At 40.9% G+C, this 24,599-nt stretch carries 25 protein-coding genes; 13 read left to right on the plus strand and 12 right to left on the minus strand.

What is annotated here, in order from left to right:
• The first annotated feature begins 16 nt into the window (after positions 1-16).
• The 4 genes from V7K48_RS21805 (at position 17) to ccmS (ending at position 5,583) form a co-directional block, all read left to right on the plus strand.
• Complete coding sequence (locus V7K48_RS21805; protein WP_335075283.1) at positions 17-169, plus strand: hypothetical protein; 153 nt, start codon at positions 17-19, stop codon at positions 167-169.
• Between the two features lie 678 nt (positions 170-847).
• The gene (locus V7K48_RS21810) at positions 848-2,767 is read left to right on the plus strand and encodes an iron uptake porin (RefSeq protein WP_335075284.1); all 1,920 of its coding nucleotides are present in this window, start codon (positions 848-850) and stop codon (positions 2,765-2,767) included.
• A 540-nt stretch (positions 2,768-3,307) separates the two neighbouring features.
• The gene (locus V7K48_RS21815; protein WP_335075285.1) at positions 3,308-5,116 is read left to right on the plus strand and encodes an ABC transporter ATP-binding protein; all 1,809 of its coding nucleotides are present in this window, start codon (positions 3,308-3,310) and stop codon (positions 5,114-5,116) included.
• Between the two features lie 38 nt (positions 5,117-5,154).
• On the plus strand, positions 5,155-5,583 hold the full coding sequence (gene ccmS / locus V7K48_RS21820) for a beta-carboxysome assembly chaperone CcmS (RefSeq protein WP_335075286.1): 429 nt from the start codon (positions 5,155-5,157) through the stop codon (positions 5,581-5,583).
• A 1,429-nt stretch (positions 5,584-7,012) separates the two neighbouring features.
• Here ccmS and V7K48_RS21825 read toward each other — a convergent pair.
• A complete protein-coding gene (locus V7K48_RS21825) occupies positions 7,013-7,162 on the minus strand; it encodes a hypothetical protein (RefSeq protein WP_335075287.1) in 150 nt (49 codons plus the stop codon).
• A gap of 329 nt (positions 7,163-7,491) precedes the next feature.
• On the opposite strand from V7K48_RS21825, the gene V7K48_RS21830 reads away from it, so the two are divergent.
• The gene (locus V7K48_RS21830; RefSeq protein WP_335075288.1) at positions 7,492-8,115 is read left to right on the plus strand and encodes an acyltransferase; all 624 of its coding nucleotides are present in this window, start codon (positions 7,492-7,494) and stop codon (positions 8,113-8,115) included.
• Between the two features lie 334 nt (positions 8,116-8,449).
• Positions 8,450-8,638, plus strand: a complete 189-nt coding sequence (locus V7K48_RS21835; RefSeq protein ID WP_335075289.1) for a hypothetical protein — start codon at positions 8,450-8,452, stop codon at positions 8,636-8,638.
• An 89-nt stretch (positions 8,639-8,727) separates the two neighbouring features.
• Here V7K48_RS21835 and V7K48_RS21840 read toward each other — a convergent pair whose 3' ends face one another.
• The 4 genes from V7K48_RS21840 to V7K48_RS21855 all read right to left on the minus strand — a co-directional run bounded on the left by V7K48_RS21840 (position 8,728) and on the right by V7K48_RS21855 (position 13,199).
• Positions 8,728-9,912, minus strand: a complete 1,185-nt coding sequence (locus tag V7K48_RS21840) for an AbrB family transcriptional regulator (RefSeq protein WP_335075290.1) — start codon at positions 9,910-9,912, stop codon at positions 8,728-8,730.
• A gap of 306 nt (positions 9,913-10,218) precedes the next feature.
• Complete coding sequence (locus V7K48_RS21845) at positions 10,219-10,557, minus strand: hypothetical protein (RefSeq protein ID WP_335075291.1); 339 nt, start codon at positions 10,555-10,557, stop codon at positions 10,219-10,221.
• Between the two features lie 172 nt (positions 10,558-10,729).
• Positions 10,730-11,284 carry a hypothetical protein gene (locus V7K48_RS21850; RefSeq protein ID WP_335075292.1) on the minus strand — a complete coding sequence of 185 codons (555 nt, stop codon included), beginning with the start codon at positions 11,282-11,284 and terminating at the stop codon, positions 10,730-10,732.
• On the minus strand, positions 11,271-13,199 hold the full coding sequence (locus tag V7K48_RS21855) for a S9 family peptidase (RefSeq protein ID WP_335075293.1): 1,929 nt from the start codon (positions 13,197-13,199) through the stop codon (positions 11,271-11,273). Before V7K48_RS21855 ends, V7K48_RS21850 begins: the two co-directional genes overlap by 14 nt.
• Positions 13,200-13,343: 144 nt before the next feature.
• Here V7K48_RS21855 and V7K48_RS21860 point away from each other — a divergent pair, with 144 nt between their 5' ends.
• Both V7K48_RS21860 and V7K48_RS21865 read left to right on the plus strand, forming a co-directional pair.
• Positions 13,344-13,502, plus strand: a complete 159-nt coding sequence (locus V7K48_RS21860; protein ID WP_335075294.1) for a hypothetical protein — start codon at positions 13,344-13,346, stop codon at positions 13,500-13,502.
• 16 nt (positions 13,503-13,518) lie between these two features.
• Positions 13,519-14,289 (plus strand): alpha/beta fold hydrolase, encoded by a 771-nt coding sequence (locus V7K48_RS21865; RefSeq protein ID WP_335075295.1) that lies wholly within the window; start codon positions 13,519-13,521, stop codon positions 14,287-14,289.
• A 53-nt stretch (positions 14,290-14,342) separates the two neighbouring features.
• On the opposite strand, the gene V7K48_RS21870 is transcribed toward V7K48_RS21865, so the two are convergent.
• Positions 14,343-14,708 carry a Lin0512 family protein gene (locus V7K48_RS21870; RefSeq protein WP_335075296.1) on the minus strand — a complete coding sequence of 122 codons (366 nt, stop codon included), beginning with the start codon at positions 14,706-14,708 and terminating at the stop codon, positions 14,343-14,345.
• Between the two features lie 227 nt (positions 14,709-14,935).
• On the opposite strand from V7K48_RS21870, the gene V7K48_RS21875 reads away from it, so the two are divergent.
• A complete protein-coding gene (locus V7K48_RS21875; RefSeq protein ID WP_335075297.1) occupies positions 14,936-15,271 on the plus strand; it encodes a hypothetical protein in 336 nt (111 codons plus the stop codon).
• Between the two features lie 78 nt (positions 15,272-15,349).
• Here the strand turns inward: V7K48_RS21875 and V7K48_RS21880 are convergent, their stop codons facing one another.
• The 5 genes from V7K48_RS21880 to V7K48_RS21900 form a co-directional block, all read right to left on the minus strand.
• A complete protein-coding gene (locus tag V7K48_RS21880; RefSeq protein WP_335075298.1) occupies positions 15,350-16,144 on the minus strand; it encodes a DUF3598 family protein in 795 nt (264 codons plus the stop codon).
• A gap of 39 nt (positions 16,145-16,183) precedes the next feature.
• Complete coding sequence (locus tag V7K48_RS21885; protein WP_335075299.1) at positions 16,184-16,549, minus strand: Lin0512 family protein; 366 nt, start codon at positions 16,547-16,549, stop codon at positions 16,184-16,186.
• Positions 16,550-16,888: 339 nt separating this feature from the next.
• On the minus strand, positions 16,889-18,256 hold the full coding sequence (locus V7K48_RS21890; protein ID WP_335075300.1) for a hypothetical protein: 1,368 nt from the start codon (positions 18,254-18,256) through the stop codon (positions 16,889-16,891).
• Positions 18,256-18,627, minus strand: a complete 372-nt coding sequence (locus tag V7K48_RS21895; RefSeq protein ID WP_335075301.1) for a hypothetical protein — start codon at positions 18,625-18,627, stop codon at positions 18,256-18,258. Before V7K48_RS21895 ends, V7K48_RS21890 begins: the two co-directional genes overlap by 1 nt.
• 3 nt (positions 18,628-18,630) lie before the next feature.
• Positions 18,631-22,419 (minus strand): CHAT domain-containing tetratricopeptide repeat protein, encoded by a 3,789-nt coding sequence (locus V7K48_RS21900; protein WP_335075302.1) that lies wholly within the window; start codon positions 22,417-22,419, stop codon positions 18,631-18,633.
• Positions 22,420-22,748: 329 nt separating this feature from the next.
• Between V7K48_RS21900 and V7K48_RS21905 the strand changes: the two genes are divergently transcribed.
• The 3 genes from V7K48_RS21905 to V7K48_RS21915 all read left to right on the plus strand — a co-directional run bounded on the left by V7K48_RS21905 (position 22,749) and on the right by V7K48_RS21915 (position 24,136).
• Positions 22,749-23,129, plus strand: coding sequence for an endonuclease domain-containing protein (locus V7K48_RS21905; RefSeq protein WP_335075303.1), 381 nt, complete (start codon positions 22,749-22,751; stop codon positions 23,127-23,129).
• Between the two features lie 154 nt (positions 23,130-23,283).
• Positions 23,284-23,568 (plus strand): hypothetical protein, encoded by a 285-nt coding sequence (locus V7K48_RS21910; RefSeq protein ID WP_335075304.1) that lies wholly within the window; start codon positions 23,284-23,286, stop codon positions 23,566-23,568.
• A 130-nt stretch (positions 23,569-23,698) separates the two neighbouring features.
• Positions 23,699-24,136, plus strand: coding sequence for a hypothetical protein (locus tag V7K48_RS21915; protein ID WP_335075305.1), 438 nt, complete (start codon positions 23,699-23,701; stop codon positions 24,134-24,136).
• An 18-nt stretch (positions 24,137-24,154) separates the two neighbouring features.
• On the opposite strand, the gene V7K48_RS21920 is transcribed toward V7K48_RS21915, so the two are convergent.
• Positions 24,155-24,286, minus strand: a complete 132-nt coding sequence (locus tag V7K48_RS21920; RefSeq protein WP_335075306.1) for a hypothetical protein — start codon at positions 24,284-24,286, stop codon at positions 24,155-24,157.
• An 80-nt stretch (positions 24,287-24,366) separates the two neighbouring features.
• Between V7K48_RS21920 and V7K48_RS21925 the strand changes: the two genes are divergently transcribed.
• Positions 24,367-24,570 carry a hypothetical protein gene (locus V7K48_RS21925; protein ID WP_335075307.1) on the plus strand — a complete coding sequence of 68 codons (204 nt, stop codon included), beginning with the start codon at positions 24,367-24,369 and terminating at the stop codon, positions 24,568-24,570.
• The last annotated feature ends 29 nt before the right edge of the window (positions 24,571-24,599 follow it).

Here is a 24,599-nt window from a genome sequence, read left to right on the forward strand (position 1 = left end):
TTAACTTGTAGCGGCGATGCCTGCGGCGGGCTACGCCTACGCAATCTTAAAGAATCCGCCCATTTTGGTTTTAGATGAAGCTACCTTGGTGGTGGATAATGAAACAGAAACGGCAATCTGGCGATCGCTCGAACCGATTACAGTAGATTCACTGATAATAATCGAGTAATTCCTTCTAAATTTGTTGCAAATTCCTAATAGTGAAAGTAATTCTCGATATATTAAACTCTGCAAAATGCTGTTTTCTTCCCGATCTTAGCCTGCACCCAAATTGAGCAGCGATCGCAGTCTCTTAATTTTTTTGAGTAAATTATTCTTTGTTAGGTATTGAGCCGAGGATTTCGGCTCAATATCTATATTCTTTATCACAAAATCAGACTTACGTAAATCATTATTTTGTCAATATAGCAATCCTATTTTATATTTGAACAGAGAAAATTTGAAAGGCTTATGAATCAAGCATTTTACGTAATGCATTGTTCAAAAACTATTTAGGATTACTATCGTAATTATAAAAACTATCAATATGACGTATCGTTAATTCTTTCCCAAATATGAATCAAGCATTTTACGTAATGCATTGTTCAAAAACCATTGAGGATTACTATCGTAATTATAAAAACTATCAATATGATATATTGTTAATTCTCTCCCAAAATAGTATTTACTATAATTTAATGCTTGCGAAATAAGTTGATGTTTTAGTAAGTTAATTCAGAAAAAATCCTGATATCCAAAATTTAAAGTTAACAAGACTCTCTTGCTAAATCTACTTTAAATTTACTTATCAATCCATTTTCAAATCGCAATGAATTTTTCCACTATTTTATAGGTGTTGGGAGTGATTATGGCAAAATATCTACTAGCTTCTGCTAGTGGGATGGGATTTTTATGTTTAATTGTCGGGTTATCACCTGTGCAAGCCCTTCCTAGTTTAGAAATTGGAGATAAAAACGTAGCTGTTAATCAAAATGACGGCAGCTATGAAAAGAATTATTCTGATCAAAGCGATTTAACAAATAATATCTCCAGTAAATTGCTGATAGCTAATGAAACTCAAAAAAACTTACCTTTAGTTAATCAACAGCAAAAAATTCAAGATATAGAAGTAGATTCTGCTGTTAACTTGTGGCAGCCAATCATACCACAACTTGCAAGTTCATCTCCAACCTCATACAAACTTGCACAAGTAACATCCGTATCCCAATTGTCTGATGTACAACCGACTGATTGGGCTTTTCAGGCACTCCAATCTTTAGTCGAGCGCTATGGTTGTATCGCAGGTTATCCCAATCAAACCTATGGCGGTAATCGGGCGATGACTCGCTATGAATTTGCTGCTGGCTTAAATGCTTGTTTAGACCGAATCAACGAACTGATTGCGACTGCAACTGGTGATTTGGTCAAGAAAGAAGATTTAGCCACGTTGCAGAAACTACAAGAACAATTTGCGGCGGAATTGGCAACATTGCGGGGTCGAGTAGATGCTGTAGAAGCTCGCACAGCAGAGCTAGAAGCAAATCGGTTTTCTACTACGACCAAACTCACTGGTGAGGCAATTATTGCTGGTGTTGGTGCTAGCGGTGGCGCTCCTAATGACAGTGACCCGAATATCATCCTAGTCAATAGAGTGCGGTTAAATCTCACCACTAGCTTCACTGGTAAAGATTCATTAATTACTGGATTGCAAGCCTATAACTTTTTGGGTGGAGCCGATGGACAGGGTAGTCTGCAACAAAGTTTAGGATTAGCTTCGCCACTTTTGAGTGCAAGTAGTGCCCGTACCAGTTTTGAGCCGCAATTTCCGGGGTTAAATGTCAATACTTTGTCAAGTGTTGGCGCAAACAGTGTTCAGCTTTACAAATTGCTGTATATCTTTCCCGTCGCTAATAAATTAACCTTGTTTGCGGGAACTGCGGCAGAGACATCAGATGCTTTCCCAGCAATTACGCCTTTTTATGGTGAAGGACAAGAGTCAATTTCTCGTTTTGGCAACTTGAATCCTGTGCTACGGGTTTCTGGTGGGACTTCGGGTACTGGTTTAGCATCGGCGGCGGGATTTATTTTTAATATTTCGCCAAATTTTGATTTAAGAGCTTTATACGGCAGTGTAAATGCCAATTTACCCGAAAAATCTGCGAATGAGGCAGTACCAGGAGTTTCTACTACACCTTTGGGAGCAGGTTTATTTAGTGGTAGTAGTATTATTGCCACACAGTTAACCTTCAAGCCAAGTCCTGCTCTAGATATTGGTTTAAACTATGCCCACAGTTATCACGAAATCAATATTTTGGCTACAGGATTAGTTAGTAGTGATATCGGTGCTTTAGCAGGGGTTGCAGTTGGAACACCGCTCACACTCAACTCTGTTGGCGGTACAGTAACATGGCGATTGTCTCCCAAAATAGCATTATCTGGCTACGGTGCAGCAATATTTGTTGATGCTGCTTCCAATAACGTGGATGCTTCCACCACCTTTACAAGTTGGATGGCAGGAATTCACTTCAGAGATTTATTCAAGTCAGGAAACACTGCCGGGATTCTTTTTGGTCAGCCGCTTTTCCGTAGTGATAGTGGTGGTTCTGCTCAACTTACGCCTACAGGCGACAATCGGGCGACTCCTTACCATTTAGAAGCTTATTACCGCCTTCAAGTTAGCGATAATATCAGCATTACCCCTGGTGCGTTTGTTCTCTTTAACCCAGAAGGTAACAGCAACAATGATACTACGACTGTAGGTATACTTCGGACTACTTTTACATTTTAAGAGATTGGGAGTAGGCAGTCAAAATCTCCCAATAAATTGGGGGATTTTGAGATTGGATAACAAAGTTCACAGTAGACCTCTTGCATAAATCAACAATAAATAACCCCACCCTGCATTTGAGTAAAGCAAACGTTTCCCTCCCCGATGCTTCGGCTATCCATTAGTCACATCTTTAAAAGGAGTGTCGAGGATAAAATAATGACTAATAAATACGTAGAAAATCGGTGGATGTTTATTGAATAATATTGTTTAGTTTTTGACAAAAATATAGTCGCATTGCCCAAAATCTGTTATGCAAAACTAGTGCGATGACTATGGTGGTGACTGATATTAAATATATTGGCAATACTATGCTGATCCTATCCCACTATTCTAAAAATTCCTACTTCTTTTCGTAAAATATGCTCGAAAACCTGGATTTTTCGTTTTCATTTATTAATAAGCTTAAGCTTTGTAGCAGAAATATTAGGCTCTCCAACACACTAGCTCCTCAGGACTTTATTCTGTGTTAATATCAGTTGCACGAAACCGCAAAAAGCTGTGGCCACTGGATTAAAATCTCATCGGGTATCAAGAAGGCGTAAACATTCAACGTATCCTCTCCAGCGTTTGCTTGAGTATGGACACCAGTATCGTAAACAAATTTGGCTAGCGACTACTTATTCTATCCTCAATAAATTTTTCGACTTGGCACCACCCGGCTTAATAGGCGTCGCAGTGGATGTGGTAGTCAAGCAGCAGGATTCCATAATTGCCCAGTTAGGGGTACGCGATGTCTTTGGACAATTTTTGATTATTTCCTTCCTTACTGTGATCATTTGGATACTAGAATCTGTTTTTGAGTACGCCTACGCTCGACTTTGGCGAAATTTGGCTCAGAATATTCAGCATGACTTGCGTTTGGATGCATACAAACATTTGCAAGAGTTGGAATTGGCTTATTTTGAAGAACGCAGCACTGGCGGTTTAATGTCTATCCTCAGTGATGATATTAACCAATTAGAGCGGTTTTTGGATGGGGGAGCGAATGATATTATCCAAGTTTCCGCAACTGTTATAATTATTGGCGCTGCTTTTTTCATTTTGGCTCCTGATGTGGCGTGGATGGCTTTGTCACCAATGCCATTTATCCTCTGGGGTTCTTTTGCCTACCAACGACTACTTGCACCTCGCTACGCTGATGTCCGGGAAAAGGTAGGTTTCTTAAATTCGCGTTTATCAAACAATATCAGCGGAATTACTACTATTAAAAGTTTCACCGCCGAAACTTATGAAGCCTCTCGTTTGGAATTAGATAGTGACGCTTATCGCCGCAGTAATAGTAAGGCAATTATTCTTTCTGCTGCTTTTGTACCGTTAATTCGGATGCTGATTTTGGTAGGGTTCACGGCATTACTGTTGTATGGCGGGATGGCAGCAGTTTCTGGAAAAATGTCTGTAGGTACTTACAGCGTATTAGTATTTTTAATCCAGCGCTTACTTTGGCCTTTAACAAGATTAGGCGAAACTTTTGACCAATATCAAAGGGCAATGGCTTCTACTAATCGAGTCATGGATTTGTTAGATACTCCCATCACCATTCATACAGGTGATGTATCTTTACCTGTGGAAAAAGTGCGCGGTGAAGTACAATTTAAAGATGTTCATTTTGCCTATAAAGATAGATTTCCAGTTATTAAAAATCTGTCTTTGGATATTCCGGCGGGAAAAACTATTGCAATTGTAGGTTCAACGGGTTCTGGGAAAAGCACTTTAGTCAAACTTTTGTTGCGGTTATACGAAGTGCAAGCTGGAAGCATTACTCTCGATGGCATTGACTTGGAAAGTTTAAATTTTCAAGATTTACGCCGCTGCATTGGTTTAGTGAGTCAAGATGTCTTTCTATTTCATGGCACTATAGTGGAGAATATTGCTTATGGTAGTTTTGAGACTACAAAGCAAGAAATTATCACGGCAGCGAAAGTAGCCGAGGCGCACGAATTTATTATTAACCTGCCCCAAGATTATGAGACAATTGTGGGGGAAAGAGGACAAAAGTTATCTGGTGGACAAAGACAACGGATTGCGATCGCTCGTGCAGTTCTCAAAAATCCCCCGATTCTGATTTTAGATGAAGCAACCTCAGCAGTGGATAATGAGACAGAAGCGGCAATCCAGCGATCGCTCGAACGGATTACAGTCGATAGAACTACAATTGCGATCGCTCATCGTCTTTCCACCATCCGCAATGCTGATTGCATTTATGTCATGGAACATGGAAAATTAGTAGAGTCGGGAACCCATGAAGAATTGTTGGAGAAAAACGGGATTTACGCTAGTCTCTGGCGTGTACAGTCAGGTTTGAAATAACTTTCGCCCATTATTTGTGTCTTCATTACGAATTATTTATGTTTTTTGGTAATAGTCAACCAGAATCAGGTGATACTAAGTGGCGTCGCCAGTTAGATAAGTTTGTGAAAGCAAATCAGCAGGAATTGGCGGCGCTGTTTTGGGGATTGTGGTTAGCAAATGGCGACAGTCAGGGTACTGTTGGTATTGATTTGCAACCAACGCCGCATTTTGTTTATTGTCCAAAAGAGCAGATAGAGAATTTAAATAATAAAGTTGAGAATCGGCTTCAGGAAATTTTGGGAATTGTCGAGAATCACAAACCAGAAGTGGAAGTTGTGATGATTGGGATTGGTAAAGGTGAAATTAAGTTAATTCAGTTTGTACCGGAACCACCACCACCGATTTGCTTTGAGCAAGCTGGGAAGGATGTGGATGGGTTATTGGATGTGCTGGAAGAGAGGATGAAGGAGGAGATTGTTTTTTAACGCAAAGGGACGCGGAGGGAAGTGCAGAGGAACGCGGAGGAAGAGAAATAACTCTGCGCTTATTGTTTAGTTGATTGCTTTGTAGAAATCTGGGTAAGTTAGATTTTCGGCACAATGCCAGATAAGTTTCAAGTACCTGAGATAACGTGCTAACCGCCACTTTATTACCTGAATCAATTTTTCCTAGACTCCCAGCGGCATCGCATAATAGGGAATCATCTTTAGTGGAGGCGATTAACTTGATTAAAGTTGCAATTGCAGTTTCATTCCCAGCACCAAAAAGCCCTAAATCCTGCACTGCTAGGTTGAAGTAAGAATGATGGTTAGCAGTCCTAATCAGATCAACTAGAGCATTAATTGCAATTTTATTACTGGGGTCGATTTGCGACAGAGTTCTAGTTGCTTCCCACGCGAGACATTGTGTATAATATAAACCTTTTGGGGATTGACCCAGATTTTTAATTAACTCTAATAAGACATTAATTGCAATTTGATTATTAGAGTCTACTTGTAGGAGACTTTTAGCTGCTTGCAAACGTTCGCCGTCAGACTGAGAGGTTTCAAGTGTTTTGGATAAAGTAGCGATCGCAGTTTTATTCTCTGGCTCAATTTCTAGTAGATATATAGCCGCGCGATTTATAAGAGATGTATTCGCACAAGTTCCGACAATGTACACTAAACTCTTGAGTACAGCTGCATTACCAGGATCAATTTGCCACAAAGCTTGAGCTGCATCAAAACAGATTCTATCACCCTGGTTTATTTGTAAGAATTTGACAAGGGCTGTGATCGCAGTTTGATTACCCACTGCAATTTTTCCCAAAGCTGTGATCGCATTACAACAATTGTCCTTATTCAGTGTTGTCTCAATAAGGTTAACTAATGCAGCGATTGCAGCGTGATTACCGTCAGCAATATCTCCCAAAGCTGTAATTCCATGCGTGCAAATTTCCCGATCTGGTATGTTTTTGATGTCGTTAACTAGAACAGCGATGGCAGTTTCATCACCAACGGCTATTTTGCCTAGACTATAACTTCTCTGGTATCCGTGTCTCTCCTCAGTAATCGGCATCAAAGCCAAGGCTGCGATCGCACTTTTATTACCCGGATCGAATTTTCCTAACTTTTCAGCTGCAACTCTAAGAATTGAACGACTTTCAGTAGTATGAACCAGATGGACAAAAGCAGCAATTACCCGTTTTCTGTCAGTTAATTCCAGCGTTTTTCTAGCTGTCTTCACCAATGATTTTGGTAGTATCTGCCAATCTCGCTTATCTTGCCGAAAATAGGCATAACTCCATTTGAGCAGTTGTTCTACAATTGCATCACCCAAGCTACATTCTGGGAACTGGGATAAAGCCTCAGCCGCCAAAAAATAGGCGCGATACCGATAAAAATCGCCGCAGCCGTCATCAAAATCTATTAAAGCTTAGATAAAATCTTCTTTTTGCTGCTTATCCACATCCTTTTGGCTGAACCAGTGGAGAATCTCTGCTTTCCACTCCGGCTCAAAGATGCGGTAAGTGCCTTGATTTAAATTGCTGCGATCGTGGTTAAAGAAATACTGCCAATCATGCATTGCCTCCTACCCACTTTGAAATGTGGGACGCAAGGGACTTAAATGAATATTGCTACATCAGTTGGCTTTTTGTCAAGTCTATCGGAACTTCGACCTTTGAACTCGCAACTTGAGCTTCAGAACTTGACACTTCAAGCTTAAAACTCGTAACGTTTACCTGATCTTTACAAGGCTAGCATCCCTCACCCCACTTTTAGATAAACGGTATTCACACGGGAGAAAATACTTTAATCAGGGAAACCTAACAAATGTAAAGGGTGCTAAAGTACCCACGTCGTTTTTCCTCCTTGGTTGAAAGCCAGAAAGTTCTTAGACTTCCATAAGGTTTTATGAAACAAATCAAAGATAAAATTACAAATAAATTAGAACAACTATTAGAACAATGGTTAGTACCTCGTCTGGTACGGTGGGGAGAATACCTAGAAACCAAAATTCGGCGATATAAGCATCAAGAGTTGAAGAGTCAATTAAAATTTTGTGGCTCAGGTCTACGATTTAAGCGAGATATTAGAATTGACAATCCGCAAAATGTATCTCTGGGAAATAAAGTCTACATCGGCCCGGATGTTTTATTAGATGGTCGTGGTGGAATCACAATTGGAGACAACACAACACTTGGATTTAACGTAGTTATCCTCTCTGCAAACCACGATTATCAAAGTAATGATTTGCCCTATGAACATAATGTCTACATTCATAAACCTGTTGTCATCGGTCGCAATGTTTGGATTGGCGGGAATGTCCTAATTATTCCGGGAGTTTCCATTGGAGATGGTGCAATTGTGGCGGCTGGTACAGTTGTAACTGCTAATGTTGAGCCTTTAGCAATTGTTGGAAATCAACCTATGAGAACAATTAAATACCGTGACAAAGAACATTATGAACAACTCGCCGAAAAGCAAGAGATTCAACCTGAAATATCAGCTAATTCTGACACTGAACAGCATAATTGATTAACTAAACTTGATATATTTCACGCTAGAACCTCACTTCCCCAAAGTTAGGCTTTTGCTCCCCTAAGAGCAAGCCTACGGTGTACAAACAAATCAGTAATGCAAGGGTGTGTTATGCTGTAGGCTAACGCACCATCCCAGATTTTCGGTGCCTTAGGACTAATGTCCATAATGCACCCTACCACATTCAAGCCAATGTGGATGAGGTTTTCCGACTTGTGTGTACACTGTAGCCCCGCTTGCAGGGAGGGGTTGGGGGCTTTCAAGGGCAGGTTTTTTTAGGCAGAAGAGAAGTTGAGATGAGTAGTCCAAGGTTCAGGAGAAAAGTGACCAAATGGTGCAAAGCACTTTGTCAGATCAATTTCTTGTCAATGATTACCTTTTTTATCCGCCGCATCTTTTAACCATTCCTTTAATCTTTGCCGGACTGTATTTTCTTTCTCGGACAGTAGTTCCGCTAAAAATAACGATCGCTATCCAACTGTGCAAACCTGAATACTCATTCATCACCCACTTTGTGTGACGATGTTTGATCCGATCATTTACCCATTTCTAAAAACCTGCCCTTGAAAGCCTACCTCCCCTGCCTCTATTGCTTTCTGCCTTCATCAATTAAACTGGCTTTGAAACTCGCTCATCCAGACGGCGAAACAAAAACACCCAAAGAGGTAGAGAACTATTAATCGCAATTAGTCGCACTAAATGACCAGTTGTAACAATTTCAACATTATGATTCAATGCCAGAGAAACCAGGATCATTTCTGCTGATCCTCCTGGTGCTGTGACTAAAAGACAGGTTAACCAGTCCCAAGAGGTTAATTGCATCGCAAGTGTAGCAGCGATCGCTCCGGCTACAAGAGTCATGCCCACAGACATCAAGGCATAGCCGACAGTCCGCTTCTTAAAGTTGGGTTTGTCTCCCCAATACTCACCAATAGTAATTCCCAGGAGCATTTGACCCAATAAGTTAATTAAAGGCGGCGGACTAAAGCTAATATCACCCACAAAAGGCAACCAATGTAGCAAAGGATTAAACCCGATACCAATCAACAATGCACCAAAGAAATCGCCAGCGGGAATTTTAAATAATATAGCTGGATAAATTACTAATCCAGTGATTAGCAGTACTAACAAGAGTAATCCTAGTTGAGATGGATCAAGATTGAGCCAAGCAGCGGTGCTTGGGAGTGTTTGCGGATAGTAATTACCAGCTGATGTCTTAGCGATGAAGGGAATCAGAACAACTACTGAGGTGACGCGAATCGCCTGAACTAGGGCAACCAAGGTAACATTTTTATTGTAATCAGCGGCGATCGCTGCCATAATTCCGACACCACCAGGAACTGTAGCCAGCATTGCTGTCATTAAGTTAGTTTTGCTGAGGCGGGAGTAAATATAACCAATACAGCTTCCACTCAGCAGCAGAAACAAGGTAAGAAAAATAAATATCGGAATCTCAGAAACAACACTAGCTAGATTCCCGTGGGCATTGGAAGCGCCGACAGTTAAGCCTACAAGTGCCATTCCCACTTTTCTAGCAGTGCGGTTAGGTTGGGGGGAATATTGATAAAAAATTCGACATCCTTGAAGAACCACTGTACCAGCGGCAATCCCGCCAAATATCCAGGCAATCCTGCCAATTTGGAACTTTGCTAGCAGTAAACCCAGAGGTAATGCCAGAACTATTTCCAAAACAAGGACAATTAGTTGCTTTGCTAATAGCTGTTGTTTGGTAACAACAGGATTTTCATCAGTGTGTTCTTCCAAGCTGGGAGCAACACTTAGGCTTTGATTCATCGATACAAGCTTTTATTATTAATTTAACTTATGTACTCAAGCTAATGCGTAGGCGTAGCCAGCCGCAGGCATCGCCCAAAATAACTAGTAGTGGCGTCAGTTTGCCTACCTTTAACCAGTTGCTCAGAGCAACTGGTTAAGACCCTTCTTTGGTTTTAGATGGTAGCTGGATTTAAGCCATGCTCTACTAGGTCTAAATTTCCCGCGTGTTCCATTCAAACAAGAATGTCTATAGAGAGAGGATAGGGGCACAATGATTATTATGCCCCTACAAATAATTTATATTCCTTTTAATGGTTTAGCCGTTTAATCTTCGTCTTGGGCTGGGAAAGCTTCTTCAAGCTCCCACAACCTATCTTTATTTTCAAGGAACCAAATACGAGTTTCTGGAGTTAATTTACTCCAAATGACTTCAACAGGGATGTGAGGAGATGCATATTGGTACTGCTGACCAAGTAATCTGAGATTGTCTGCTACATCATGGGGAATTCCGAATTGTTCCCAGTCAACTTTGATATTTTTTCCCGAAACTCCCGCTGTGGGGTCAAAAATCAATTGTGCTGATCTGACTAAATCAGCAAAGTGTTTCGGTTTGAGTTTGGTGATCTCCTGAATTTGGAGTGATTCGTTATACTCTTGAGACATTATCGCCGCAGTGGTAAAGATTATTGGTGTATTGAACTTACTGCCAGAGATTTTTATCCCAATATTTTTACTTTAGCGCAAAGCCGCTAACTTGATCATGACTAAGGTTGTAGATTAGGGATTAAGTGTTGTGAAGAATTCTGATTCCAGCCCCCAACCCCTAGTTCCTATTTTAGTGACGAATGTAGGAATGCTGAAAGTGAGTTTTGAGTGTATGAGCTATAGCAGACATTACAACTGCTACTATAAAAACCGATATTGCTCCTATTCGGATTCTAGAATCATCTGCAAGTATTGCTACAGCAGCTAGAGCGATCGCTACCCCTATACAGCTTTGTTTGAGCCTATTTGTCACTTGATAAGCTCGATTGCAAGAATTACAAATAAGTGTATGTTGTGAGAATCGGTCTAACGTGATCAACTTTTGATCAGACTCGCTACTACCAACATTTTTTGAAGTGGAATAACCTTGATAAAACGGCAAATATGACCCAAATTTATCTAGCCATTTGCGATACTCAACCACAAGAGGATCAGATGTTTTCAGCGGTAAATACACTTCTTTGAGATTTTGTCCCAAACGCTCAATTTGGGCCTTTTGTTCAACGACTAATTGCAAATCACCTTCTAAGATTTTGTTTCGGATCAAAATGTGATCAAACCAGGGAGGTATCAGCTTGATTTTTTGGCTAAAGATGTTAACGGCTACGGAGCTAAAAGTTTTCAATGACTACAGGTTCGACTGATTCAGCAATTTCAAAGTCGAAAATTCGCGAGTAAAAGTAGAGTTCTGCGGACAAAGAACGTTTGATATTTGGAGCTTTGCGGAAGCCATGTTCTTCAGCCTCAAAAGGAAGATAAGCCACAGGTACACCTTTAGTTCGCAGTGCTGTAACCATTGCTTCGGTTTGGTTGGGCGGAACCACTCGATCTTCTAATCCTTGGAAAAAAATCACTGGACAGGCTAGACGATCGCTAAAGTTAATTGGCGATCGCTGTTGATAAATCTGACGCTGTTGTGGGTAAGCGCCAACCAGACGATCCAAGTACCGCGATTCAAATTTATGTGTATCCCGGACTAAAGCTTCCAAGTCGCTGACACCATAATAGCTGGCTCCTGCTTTAAAAGTATCTCGGAAAGTCAAGGCACAAAGCGTTGTGTAACCACCTGCACTACCACCAGAAATTGCCAGGCGATCGCCGTCTACATCTCCCCGTTCCACCAAGTAACGCGCACCAAAAACACAATCATCTACATCTACAATTCCCCACTGTCCATCCAGTCGTTGCCGATACTCGCGCCCGTAACCTGTACTACCACCATAATTTACATCTAGAACCGCTATACCTCGGCTAGTCCAATACTGAACGCCAAAACTGAGGCTACTAGAAGTTGCTGCGGTGGGGCCACCGTGGCTGTTGACAATCAAAGGCGGTTTTTCGCCCGTAGGAGCAGTATAATCAAGGTTTTGAGGTGAGTAGAAAAGGGCGTGTGCTGTTTTACCATCAGCTGTTTCGTACTCAATGGCTTCAGGCAGAGAAAGATAACCAGCATCAATAGTTACATCGCTGGAACGCCGTAGTATTTCCAGCTTTTTGGTTGTCAAATCCAGACGGATAATAGCTGCCAACTCAGTTGGAGAACTTCCGCGAAAAACCACCTGGTTAGAGGTGGTGTGCAGAGAACTAATAGCTGTGTAGGGCGTATTTATTAATTCTAGTTGACCTGTTACTGTGTCAAGGCTAGCTAAATACCAAATACCTTGCTGGGTATAAGTACAAATAATCCGGTTAGCAGACTCAAAAGCATAAGTGGACATCCCAAAATTCCATTGCGGCTGACCAAACTCTGCTTTGATTTGAGTTAGCGCTTCTACATTTTCATCTTGCCAACGATATATATTCCACCAACCTGTACGGTCAGAAACAAAGTACAATTTGCCATCCGGCGACCACTCTGGCTGAAAGATAGATTCATCTAAATCGCCAGCAATTTTTTGAATATTTCCCAAACAACCATCTGCTTTTAATTCCCCAACCCATAGTTCAGTGCTATCCCAAGGCATATTAGGATGGTTCCAAGTCAGCCAAGCTAATCGCAAACCATCAGGGCTAAGGCGAGGCGAAGCATAAAAGTCATTTCCAGATACTAATTGTTGGATTTTGTGTCCGTCTAGTTCCACGCCGACTAGAGTATTGATCGCCTCATTTGCAGCATCAGTGTGATCTTCGTACACGCAAATAATTCGGTTGTGTTGGCGGTCAAAAATACCATCTGCATAGCGTGTGGCGGCTGACGGGGTAATGGCTTGCGGCTGTGTATCAGTATCCTGACGATATAGGCGTTGGTCAATAAAATTAGAAAAGTAAACAGTGCCATCTACCACAAGAAAAGAACTGCCACCATATTCATGCACACGGGTACGCACGTTAAAGGGAGTAGGTGTGATATCAGAAATTTCACCATTTGCATCTCGGCGGACTACGACATTTCTCCCTTGCTCTGATGGTCGCAGCTCGCTCCAGTAAATATCTTCGCCATCGAGAGCAATTTGTCCCAACCCAATTGTGCGTGCGGTAATTAAGTCTGTTGTGATGGGCGATCGCCAAGATCCGTAAGATACTACCTCTGGTTTAATCACGCTCTATTCTGCTCCCTGCTTCCAAGAATTATGCATTGTGTGTAGAGGCAAAACTCAGGCACACCCACTTATACTAATTCATAATATTATATTGCAGCTGCCCCAAACCTTTACTACAAGCGATTGGCAGGCTTGAGGGCACTTGTGAGCATAACACCTGCGATCGGCTACCGCCAGCACAGGCGATCGCACCCTACAGTCAAATATTTCTACACAAAATCCAAAAATACGTCTGTTGCACCGGATAATTATTCTAGGGTTGCTGTGTACACAATAGAAGATGATTCAACAACAGGCAATTAAAATTAAAAGAGGCTTTGTGGATCGGTCTTGGGGTCAAGTGCATTACCGGACAGCAGGCAATGGTTCGGCACTGGTACTCACCCACAAAACTTACTTTTCTTCTCGTAGTTTGCTCAGAGTTATGCCGCTATTGGCTCGTGATTTTCGGGTAATTGTGCTGGATACTCCCGGTCAAGGCGAGTCAGAAAATCCACCCACTCAGTGGACTATTTCGCAGTATGCTACAGATTTATTTGAGGTACTGGACACACTTAAAGTTGAAGATTTTTATCTGGTGGGCAATGGCGTCGGAGCTGCAATTGCTTGCGAAGCAGCAATTATTTGTCCAAGTAGAATTAAAAAGCTAGTACTTTTTGGACTGCCTCGTTGGAAAGACGAAGCAGCACGTCAAGATTTACGCCAATCACCAATATTGTATGGACCACCACAGATAAAAGAGGATGGCAGCCACTACAGCGCCAATTGGCAACGAATAAAATCACTATATGTTGGTGAACCCCCTGAATGCTTTGAAATCTATTTCCAAGAAGTAATGTCTCGACAGGAACGCACCTATGAGGGGATGGAAGCAGTCTTGAGGTACGATGAAGCAAGCCGTTTACCACTGCTCTCGGTTCCGACTTTACTAATGTGGGCAATGGAAGACACCATGTTTGCGCCTTTTATTGAGGACACTGCCAGACTTGTTCCGCATTCTACCACCAAGATTCTACACGGCGGTCCCCTAATGTATGTGCGCGATCCCAAACCTTACGCCGAAACCTTGCTAAAATACCTGCAATCTTAGTACCCAGATTCTGCACTTCAACCCTCGTAAAGAAAGTGAAGGATTGACCTCAGCTACTCATTTTCGATCAGAACTGTAACAGTAGCGATCGCAATCAACATTTCGTCATTTTTATCGTTGAGTTCGGGAATCGCCCGCCCTTGAACTATCATCCCCCCAGATTCTACGATCAGAGTTTTTCTCCCAAATGGTAATACGGCTAGTACCTCTTCTTCCCTAACTTGTTCTGGATATGGCACTGCTACCTGAACTTCTATAATCATTTCATTCGGGTGACTTAAACCTGCAACTTTCCAAACACCAGGTAAAGCATTGTGAGCGATCGCATTCCGTACTGCCCTAGATGCTGCTACTGTCGGTTCTTGTCCATGCTGATCTATTCCCATTCCCATTTCGATAATCAATCGTTTACGTGCCATTACTACCTTCGGTAAATCCTGCACCTTTCACTTTATCTTTCTTAGGCAATAAGTAAGCTGGCACAATAAAATCAAAATATGTGAATAAAAGTAAACAAGACTCAAACCCTTTTTCCTCCTGCCTCCTTCACAGCAGATGCTGCAAGCGACTCAGACGTTCTGAGTAACTTTTCATCACCTTTAAGAGAATCGTAGGTTGGGTTGAGGAACGAAACCCAACATTTTCAGTGGTTTGTTGGGTTTCACTTCCCTACGGGACGCTGTTCGCGTTCGTTCAACCCAACCTACGCGGTTTATGGTTTTTGACACTAACCCAAGCGTATTGGTCATTAGGGGCAACAGCCACAACCGGGCAAAGAAGTTTCGCGATCGCAGCTGCCCCATGCTTATATTTATTAGAAAGTCGAGAGCGTAGACAGCAGACTATCTATGAAGCATGGCTGATAATTGATAATGCAGCGGCAGCAAGAGTAGCAACTAGTTATACAAGATTTAAAGCACTTGTAAGCATAATGCCTGCGATGGGCTACCGCCACCACAGGCGATCGCTCCTTGCTTGGTGAAATAGAAGTTCTGTAGTTGGGAGCGCCAAATATGTCAGAAAAATGTCAAAACTGGTAATTATCACTCAACTGTAACTGCTAATTTTGTAACCGAAATATTTCAGAAATCAACAATATAAATGCACCTGAATGATCATATTTAGCAGTAAGGCGTTTATACTCATTTTCGGCAACCAGTTTTCCGGCTACTATCTCAAACTCCTCTCCCACACGCAACTTTTTAGGAATATTCACAACGACACCATCGGGTAAGTAGAAAGTGTCATTTTTCCCATTAGTAGGGTCTAAAATAATCTCGCGAATTTCTTCTGCATCTGAAACTTTTAAATCAGAGGTGATAGATTCTTTTGTGCCAATCCAACTTCCTGACAGACTGGTTATTTCCTCGCTTGTTCTGCTGTCAAGAAAACTATTTAAATGTTCGCGCAGATATAGAATTTTCTCTAAATCTCCATTTTCTGTATAGATACTAGCTATGCTAGTATTCCAATCTTTATGCTTTAAAAATAACTCAACTGAGAAACTACGTCCCGATTCCAGTTTTCTGGCAACCCAAGCACTGGAACCATAATCAACAAGAGCTAATCCCCTTTTAGATGGGTCTGCTGGATGCAATAATCCATCAGGCTGATTACAAGTTTCTTTCTCAATTTGCCATTGTTTTTCTAACGTACTCCCGTCTGGTGAAGGGAACTGATTTGTGTGAGTAATTACCGTTTTATCGCCATTGGGACGTAAATTTCTGATACCTTGAGAAGACTTGATGACTTCTTTTTCTGGGGAGTAAAAAGTCCATGTACCATACTTAGACTGGCCTTCTGTGGGGAGGTATCCAAATAATTTTTTCCAGTGTTGCTCTTGGAGATGCGTCATTTTTTTAAGTATAAGTAAATGTTGTAGCTTTGACCTCACTTACTGATTTTCGATCAGAACTGTAACAGCAGCGATCGCAATCAACATTTCGTCATTTTTATCGTTGAGTTCGGGAATCGCCCGCCCTTGAACTATCATCCCCCCAGATTCTACGATCAAAGTTTTTCTCCCAAATGGTAGGACAGCTAATACCTCTTCTTCTCTAACTTGTTCTGGATATGGCACTGCTACCTGAACTTCTATAATCATTTCATTCGGGTGACTTAAACCTGCAACTTCCCAAACACCAGGTAAAGCATTGTGAGCGATCGCATTCCGTACCGCCCTAGATGCTGCTACAGTTGGTTCTTGTCCATGCTGATCTATTCCCATCCCCATCTCGATAATCAACCGTTTACGCGCCATTGCTACCTCCCTACGGTGTATACACAAGTCTGAAATAGCTGATTAACCAAGGTTTTACCCAGCCTAACCGGAACTTTATTAAGCCTACGGTGTACATACAAGTTATCGAATCACTACCAGTCCTCGAATTACCCCTCCCTAACCCTCCCCTTTATAAGGGGAGGGAACTAGATTTCTTTTTCCCCCCTTTACAAGATTTCTCGTACCAATCGAGTTGTCAATTTGTGAAGAGAGGGAACGAGAATCTCTTGTTTCCCCCCTTTACAAGGGGGGATTAAGGGGGGTAATCCAGGGAAGAATAATGTCTTTTATTTGCATAGTTTCTCCGAAGAATTTACTTTATTTACCTTTGGTAAACAGCCAACCTAAAGCGATAAATATCAAGGTAGCAATGATGCTTAAAGTTAACGATGCGTAAAGGGGATGTTTTGGTATTAACGGAAGATTAATTTTATCAATGTGTGTTGTGAATATGCCAGAGGCGATCGCACCACCGCCAAAGCCTATACCTAGTACTTGGATTTTGTTTTCTAGGGAGCGATCGCTCTCAGTTTGTTTTATTTCTACTATACCGCGAATTGTATCAACGAATTTTCCAAACAATTCTTGACCGGGAGTCAGATAGTTAATATCTGTTTGGATTTGTTCTTGCCATTTTTTACAGTCTTTATTAAGAAAATCTTGCCATGATTGGGGGCTATTCCCGCTATCAATAGTTTGAATCTTCTCTAAACAAATTCTGTAATTAGTAATATTAGTAGTGATTGCTGTGTGGTGTATTTGTAAATCTTGCAAGCATCTAATGTAATCAAAGTTTTTTTGAGGTATTTCTCCCATTAAGCTTTTTAAGCCAGATAATTGTGTTTGATTTTTAGATATCAAGCTATTAAATATTTGGATTTTATTTTCTAGCTCACTATAAATTGTTCTCACTTCTCGATAGCGTTGACGAGCTAATTGATAAATGTAACGTATTTTATGGTAGCTACAAAGTAAATTTAGCAACCAGTCATAGGCTTCTGCTGCAAGTGTTGCTGTTGTAACTTGACTATTATTAATAATTATTAAAATATGACATTGTTTGGCAGGATTATCTGGTTCATTCGGGTCAAGTGCTTGGTATTCAAATAAAAGACTACCAAACAGTTTTCCTTGTTGCGATCGTACCGGATTTAAATTTGTGCCAGCTACTAACGCTATGGCTAATTTTTCAGCTAGTGTATCACAGTTTTCACTTGGCTCTACTTCTCCATAAATCGATAATGTTTGTCCTAAAGATGCTTGAATATTAGATGGTAGTAGGGAACTTGGTTTAAAATGTTGCAGTTGTGATATATCTATGGGGATATTTAGTGATTCTGCAACGAGAGTTAAATCAACTGCGTAGGTATCGTTAAGCAAGAAAGGCTGAAGATTAGCATTAATTTTAAAGCCTTCTATTGTGGGGAGACTACCCAAATCTAAATCTTGAGCATCAATTAACCGTTCTGGTATTCTTCCTATTTCCCGCTTCGGGTCGTATTTACCATTTTGATAACAAATTAATTTTGAGCGTAAATTTTTCAACCCAACAAAGGGAAGCGAACCTTCACCCACTTTCACGAGATTTTCCCACAAGAGATTAGCATCTCTTACAACTTCACCGGGAAGTTCAGTTAGGGTGTGGTGGAGATGAAAAGCATAGAGGCTGAGGCTGAAATTCTTCACTATTTTTTGTCGGGTTTCGTGTTTTCAGACAAAGGAGAGTTGTTTTTTACAGCATTTTCTATGAGTTTCTTAGATGATTCGCTAGGTTGATCGACTGGCGTGGGTGATTTACTATTAGCAATTCCCAATTGCTGATTGGAAAAGGAAAATGAAGAAGATATATTTTTCCTTTGAATTTCAAAAGCTTCTTGAATTTGATTACGTTGTTCTAGTTTTAACCAATTTCGGATTATTGTAGATATTTCTTCTGTATCTTCTGGTAAATTACTGGCTAGTTCATGTAAATCTGCCCAGTCTTTAGTAGAAAATAAAATGGATTGAGTTTCAATGATTTGAATAAAAGCTTTTATTGTTCTTTCAGAAACCGACATTTGTTAAACTCCTTTACCAATTGCACAAAAAGCTGACCAATAAAAAGGTGATTCAAATATTTTAGTTGTACTTCCTTGCTGTTGTTGTATTTGCAAAAATTGTTCATCTAGTTCATCTTGCCAATCTTCATCTAGGTTTGATTTTCTTAGCCAAGCCCTAAATTCCTGCACTGATGTATTTCTTAACCAACGTTGTGCTGTATTTAAAGCTAATACAATATTACTTTGCTGCTGTAGTTCTTCGTAAAATTTAATCATTAATAAAGCTGTAGCAGTTGCATCTACACTCCAGAGGCTACTGACTACATTGGTGCTACCAGCTAACAAGAAACCACTGGGTAAACCAATGTATTCATCACTAGTGTTTCTGGAATCTATAACACCAGTTTCGCAAGCAGAGAGAGTGACTAGGCGACAGTGTTCTAATTTGACGTGAGTAATAATATCTGCCAAAGTTAGGCATTTAGTCAAATCCACTGCTTTATCATCTTCTTCAGGTACAGGTATATAACGTTTGGAGTCTACCTTAACTAACTCTGAAGAAACAAAACTATCTGCAAATAGTAGCCCAGAATCTAGGGGAGAATTACGGTTAAAGTACCCGTGGCAGAAGACAAAGGCACAGTTAGCTTTGAGCAATTTTTCATGTAGTGCGACACTGTGAGGATTTTCATCAAAGCTGATAATTGCTGATTTTTTGGCTTGGTCTTGCTTCAAAATATAAGAATCGGCAAACTGTTTCTTGATGGCTGCAACTGCTCCTAAATCTTTTTCATATAAGTCTGTTGTTGGAGTTTGTATGGCAAACAGAGATTTAAAATCAGGATGTTGACGCAGTTGCACTTGTTGCAATATTTGACAACTAGGTGCATAGCTTACGCCATTGGAGAATAAGTCAATTAAGTACGATTCCTTTACAGGTAAAGCATGGAGAGGGAAGAGGTGTAAGAAGCGATGGGGAATGAGAATTAATCTGTCATAGTGTTTGGGGATGTGGGTTAATATTTCCTCAAGGTGTAGGATTTCTGCTAATTTTTTCAGCCGTTCTTCTAACTGATTCTGCCATTTAACTTTATATTGGTATTTTGAGTTGTAGTAGTCACTTAGATATTCATTTGTCCAATAAATTAGGCTCTTTAAATCTTGTGTTTGGGATGGAACAACTATTATTTTTTGCCCTTGGGACTTAATAACAAAAGCTATAATTTTATCTGTTGTGATATACCATTCTATAATTACTGTACTGTCATCTAAAATTACTTTAAATTGGTCAAACTTGAAGCCAGAACCAATCGGTAAATAGCTATCTTGTAGTTTTTGGCGCTGCTGTCGTAGTTGTTGGAGATGTTGAGCTAAGGCTGTTGCGTTTTCAGCTTTGCCATTCTGGAGTTGATACTGCTCGCTAGTTATTTTGTCTCGAAGTTGTTCTAGTAGAGTAATAACTTCTGGAGAGAAAATAGTTTTGCTGTCACGAAGCAGGATAAGTTCAACTAAGTTTCGGGTTTTGCTGCGTTCAATGTATTCAATAGCTGCGATGATGTTGCTTAGTTCTAAGCAAGTTTCTACCATGCCAAGATAAAGTTTATTCCACTCTTCTGCTTGTTTACGTTTATTTTCATCACCAGAAATAATTTCTCCTCGCAAATATTCTACTGTTTCTACCGCATCGGCAAAAATATTGTAAGCTAAACGAAATTGTTTTTCGCCTTGATATAAACTGCCAAGATTGAACAAAGTTTCTGCATAGTTTTGGGGAAAAGCGCTACAGGTATATACTTGTAGAGCGGCAGTATAAGCAGCAATCGCACTTTCAATATTCTTGGCTTGTTCTCCGAATATTCTGTAACGGTAAGCATTCCCTAGATTCATTTGCACAGATGCCCATAATTGTGGAAAAGCACTGTGGGTTAATACTTGTAGGGCGGCAGAATAAGCAGCAATCGCATTTTCAATATTCTTGGCCCTCTCTCCTAATATTTTGTTAGAGCGTTGAATAAATGCGGAATAAATTGGTGGTTCAAACCATTGAAAATTCGTTCCAGATTGGGCAACATTATCCCATGATTTAGCAATGTCTCTGTCAAAGTAAGCACGCCCCAAATTATTTTGCGTCATTGCCCAATCAACAGGAAAGGTACTGCGGGTTCTGACTTCGAGTGCGTTAGTATAAGCAGCGATTGCACTTTCAATATTCTCGGCTCTCTTTCCTAATATTCTACAACTGTAAGCACTCCCCAGATTATTTTGCACGGCTGCCCAATTAACAGGAAAGGCGCTACGGGTTAACACTTGCAGGGCGGCAGAATATGCAGTGATCGCACTTTCAATATTTTTGGCTCTCTCTCCTAATATTCTGTCAGAGTAAGCAAGCCCCAGATTATTTTGCATCATCGCCCATTGTTCGGGAAAGGTGCTACGGGTATATACTTCTAGTGCGGCAGTAAAAGCAGCGACCGCACTTTCAATATTTTTCGCTCTCTCTCCTAATATTCTATTACCGTAAGCATTCCCTAGATTATTTTGCGTCATTGCCCAATCAACAGGAAAGGCAGTGCGGATTCTGACTTCGAGTGCGTTAGTATAAGCAGCGATCGCACTTTCAATATTCTCCGCTCTCTCTCCTAATATTCTATTGATGTAAGCATTCCCCAGATTATTTTGCGTTGTTCCCCAATCAGCAGGAAAGGTGTTGTGAGTATATACTTCCAGTGCAGCAGAATAAGCAGCGATCGCGCTTTCAATATTTTTGGCTTTCTCTCCTAATATTCTGTTGATGTAAGCATTCCCCAGATTATTTTGCGCGGTTGCCCAATCACCAGGAAAAGTATTGCGGGTTAATACTTCTAGTGCGGCGGTATAAGCAGCGATCGCACTTTCAATATTTTCCTTTCGTTCTCCTAATATTCTGTTAGTGTAAGCAGTCCCCAGATTATTTTCCGTCATTGCCCAATCAACAGGAAAGACACTGCGGATTCTGACTTTCAGTGCGGCAAAATATGCAGCGATCGCACTTTCAACATTTTTTGCTCTTTCTCCTAATATTCTCTCAGAGTAAGCATTCCCCAGATTATTTTGCGTTGTTGCCCATTGTTGGGGTAACGCAATGCGGGTTCTGACTTCCAATGCAGCAGAATATGCAGCGATCGCATGTTCAATATTCTCCGCCCTCTCTCCTAATATTCTGTTACTGTAAGCAAGCCCTAGATTATTTTGTGCCGTTGCCCAATCAACAGGAAAGGTCCTGCGGGTATAAACAGTTAAGGCAATTTCGTAGCCAGTAATAGCAATTTCCATGTTGCTGGCTTTGCTACCCAAGGGAAAATTGCTAATCAGAACACTAAAATTACCAATCACTGCGGCGATGTATGTTGCTGTATCTGGTTCCGCTTCTACCAGTGTATTTGTTGCCCAACGTCGCAATAATTCTGCAAAAATATGATTGAGTTTATTGGTATTTGCTGCCAGCAATGGGTAAATTACTTCACCATCGCCGTTGTTCTCTGCTGTTGCTTGCAGTATTTCTAGTATAAATTGCTCGTAAATCTCTACATCTTCTTCAGTCATGGGGGTAGTTTCTGGGGTAGTGAGATATGTTGCTAAGTTTCTCAACCACTCGGCAGTATTTTCCTCTCCCTGCTGGGCAAAATGCTCTGCTGCTGCTACAACAACCTGCACAAAGTCAGCATCTAGCAATTCTGTATTCGCTGATAATATCTCTGGTTCTTCCCCGCTAGGGCACTCTAGCAGGGTTTGAATTAGCTGATAATAAGCTTGTAAACGCTGTTCGTTCATGAGCAGGTGTGAGTTAGACGCATCTTGATAAAGCTCCAACAGTATTATCCTCAATTTCTGAAAATGAGGGGTAAAAAGTTTTAGATCCTCCTTAAAAAGGCTACGGTGTACACGCAAGTTATTGAATTATTCCTTCCTAACCCTCCCCGATGTATTAGCTAGGGTGTACACACAAGTTATCGAATCACTACCAGTCCTCGAATTACCCCACCCTAACCCTCCCCTTTACAAGGGGAGGGAACTAGATTTATTTTCCCCCCTTTCCAAGGGGGGATTAAGGGGGGTAATCCTGGGAATAATAAGCACAGTCCAGGAATATGAAAACGCTGATGACAAAACTGTATAACCAAACCTCAGAAAAGCAAAAACGGCAAACTCTCAGAAACAATATACCCCCATCTGAAAAAATAGTTTGGGCAAAACTTAGAAATCAACAAATTGAAAGCTGTAAATTTCGCAGACAATACAGTATTGACAGATTTGTAGTAGATTTTTATTCTTCGGAATTGAGACTTGCCATAGAAATTGATGGTGATAGTCACTATCAAGATGGAGTTCCAGAATATGACCGCGATCGCCAAGCATTTTTGGAATCAAAAGGTACAAGTATTTTGAGATTTACAAATCAAGAAGTTTATCAAGATATTGATGGTGTGGTGGAGCAGATTAGAGAAGTTATTTGTAGGTTGAGGGAAGTTACCCCACCCTAACCCTCCCCTTATAAAGGGGAGGGAACTAGATTTCTTTTTTCCCCCCTTTACAAGGGGGGATTAAGGGGGGTAATCCGACTTGTGTGTACACCGTAGCTTATAAAGGGGAGGGAATTAGATGTTCTAGTTTCCTCTTTATAATGTTATTTTGACGATGCCTGCGGTTAGCTACGCCTACGCATTTGTTGATTTAGCGATCGCATTTGTTGATTCAGCGATCGCATTTGTTGATTTAGTGATCGCATTTGTTGATTCGGCGATCGTATTTGTTGATTTGGTGTTCGCATTTGTTAATTTAGCGATCGCATTTGTTGATTTGGTGTTCGCATTTGTTGATTTAGCGATCGCATTTGTTGATTCGGCGATGCCTACGGCTGGCTACGCCTACGCATTTGTTGATTGCACTTATTCTCAAACAAAAAATCGATCTGAAAAATGAGTAAAAATACAGACAAACTTGTAATTATTTCGTTGAACTTTTAATGAAATAAATACACAAAACTACCCATCTCAGGCAAAAGGATACTCCACTATGTTGAAAAAGGAATTCTTAAAAAAAAGGATATCTCATGTCTTTAAGAACTCGTGGTTCTGCTGCTGTTGAGAAAGCCCAACTTCGTCTCGCCTTGCTTAAATCCGTTGATGAAAATCTGGATTTAGGACATGGATTAACCATTGAAGCCTACAACCACCTCATCAACACTACCCGTGTGACCTTAGAAGCTCATAACACGCTTGTGTCCAATCTTGAAGAATCGCGTAAAACAATAATCCAGATGGATAAAGCCCTCTCCGAAATGTCTGAACGAATGCTAAGTGGAGTTGCAACTGTCTACGGCAGAAACAGTATACAGTATTCCAAGGCTGGCGGCTCTAATGGAAAAAGAAATAAACAATCTAGTTCAAAAGCTGCTCCAATTGTAGCGGTTCTGGCCAGTCAACCTGCTCAAGCTGCAATTGCGAATGCGTCAATTAACGGTAACCGCACAACTCCTTTGCTGCAATAATCCACTTCTTGCATAAATCTAGTGCCGTGTCATATCATGTCCGGTTGAACAATTGTTATTGCGTTCGCCCTTGGCGTTCCCGAAGGGTACGAAGTGTTCGCGGTAGCGTCTCGTAGAGAAGCAATCTCCAAACCCTTGTGATTGCTTCATTTCACTTCGTTGCACTTGCAATGAGATATTACAAGTAATTTGCCGGACATAATATCAGGGCTAAATTTGTGCATTATTAAATGTTAAGTTGGGTTTCCTTACGTCAACCTAACCTACCTTTAATCCATCTGAATTTTATAGTAGCGATGTCTACGACGGGCTATGACGCTCTCTACGAGACGCTGCGCGAACGAAGACTCGCTACCGCTTCTCTACGAGACGCTGCGCGAACGCTATCGGCGTCGCCCTTGTGGAATCCTATCTTTTATTTGCAACTTTATTAACGAAAATTCAAGGTAGGGAGAGGTTTATC

Source organism: Nostoc sp. (assembly GCF_036919615.1).
GTDB lineage: Bacteria > Cyanobacteriota > Cyanobacteriia > Cyanobacteriales > Nostocaceae > Nostoc.

Coding starts and splice junctions, on each gene's coding strand:
- V7K48_RS21805 (WP_335075283.1), top strand. CDS start 17: ATGCCTGCGGCGGGCTACGCCTACGCAATCTTAAAGAATCCGCCCATT.
- V7K48_RS21810 (WP_335075284.1), top strand. CDS start 848: ATGGCAAAATATCTACTAGCTTCTGCTAGTGGGATGGGATTTTTATGT.
- ccmS (WP_335075286.1), top strand. CDS start 5,155: ATGTTTTTTGGTAATAGTCAACCAGAATCAGGTGATACTAAGTGGCGT.
- V7K48_RS21825 (WP_335075287.1), bottom strand. CDS start 7,162: ATGCATGATTGGCAGTATTTCTTTAACCACGATCGCAGCAATTTAAAT.
- V7K48_RS21830 (WP_335075288.1), top strand. CDS start 7,492: ATGAAACAAATCAAAGATAAAATTACAAATAAATTAGAACAACTATTA.
- V7K48_RS21835 (WP_335075289.1), top strand. CDS start 8,450: ATGGTGCAAAGCACTTTGTCAGATCAATTTCTTGTCAATGATTACCTT.
- V7K48_RS21840 (WP_335075290.1), bottom strand. CDS start 9,912: ATGAATCAAAGCCTAAGTGTTGCTCCCAGCTTGGAAGAACACACTGAT.
- V7K48_RS21845 (WP_335075291.1), bottom strand. CDS start 10,557: ATGTCTCAAGAGTATAACGAATCACTCCAAATTCAGGAGATCACCAAA.
- V7K48_RS21870 (WP_335075296.1), bottom strand. CDS start 14,708: ATGGCACGTAAACGATTGATTATCGAAATGGGAATGGGAATAGATCAG.
- V7K48_RS21880 (WP_335075298.1), bottom strand. CDS start 16,144: ATGACGCATCTCCAAGAGCAACACTGGAAAAAATTATTTGGATACCTC.
- V7K48_RS21885 (WP_335075299.1), bottom strand. CDS start 16,549: ATGGCGCGTAAACGGTTGATTATCGAGATGGGGATGGGAATAGATCAG.
- V7K48_RS21895 (WP_335075301.1), bottom strand. CDS start 18,627: ATGTCGGTTTCTGAAAGAACAATAAAAGCTTTTATTCAAATCATTGAA.
- V7K48_RS21900 (WP_335075302.1), bottom strand. CDS start 22,419: ATGAACGAACAGCGTTTACAAGCTTATTATCAGCTAATTCAAACCCTG.
- V7K48_RS21905 (WP_335075303.1), top strand. CDS start 22,749: ATGACAAAACTGTATAACCAAACCTCAGAAAAGCAAAAACGGCAAACT.
- V7K48_RS21910 (WP_335075304.1), top strand. CDS start 23,284: ATGCCTGCGGTTAGCTACGCCTACGCATTTGTTGATTTAGCGATCGCA.
- V7K48_RS21915 (WP_335075305.1), top strand. CDS start 23,699: ATGTCTTTAAGAACTCGTGGTTCTGCTGCTGTTGAGAAAGCCCAACTT.
- V7K48_RS21920 (WP_335075306.1), bottom strand. CDS start 24,286: ATGAAGCAATCACAAGGGTTTGGAGATTGCTTCTCTACGAGACGCTAC.
- V7K48_RS21925 (WP_335075307.1), top strand. CDS start 24,367: ATGTTAAGTTGGGTTTCCTTACGTCAACCTAACCTACCTTTAATCCAT.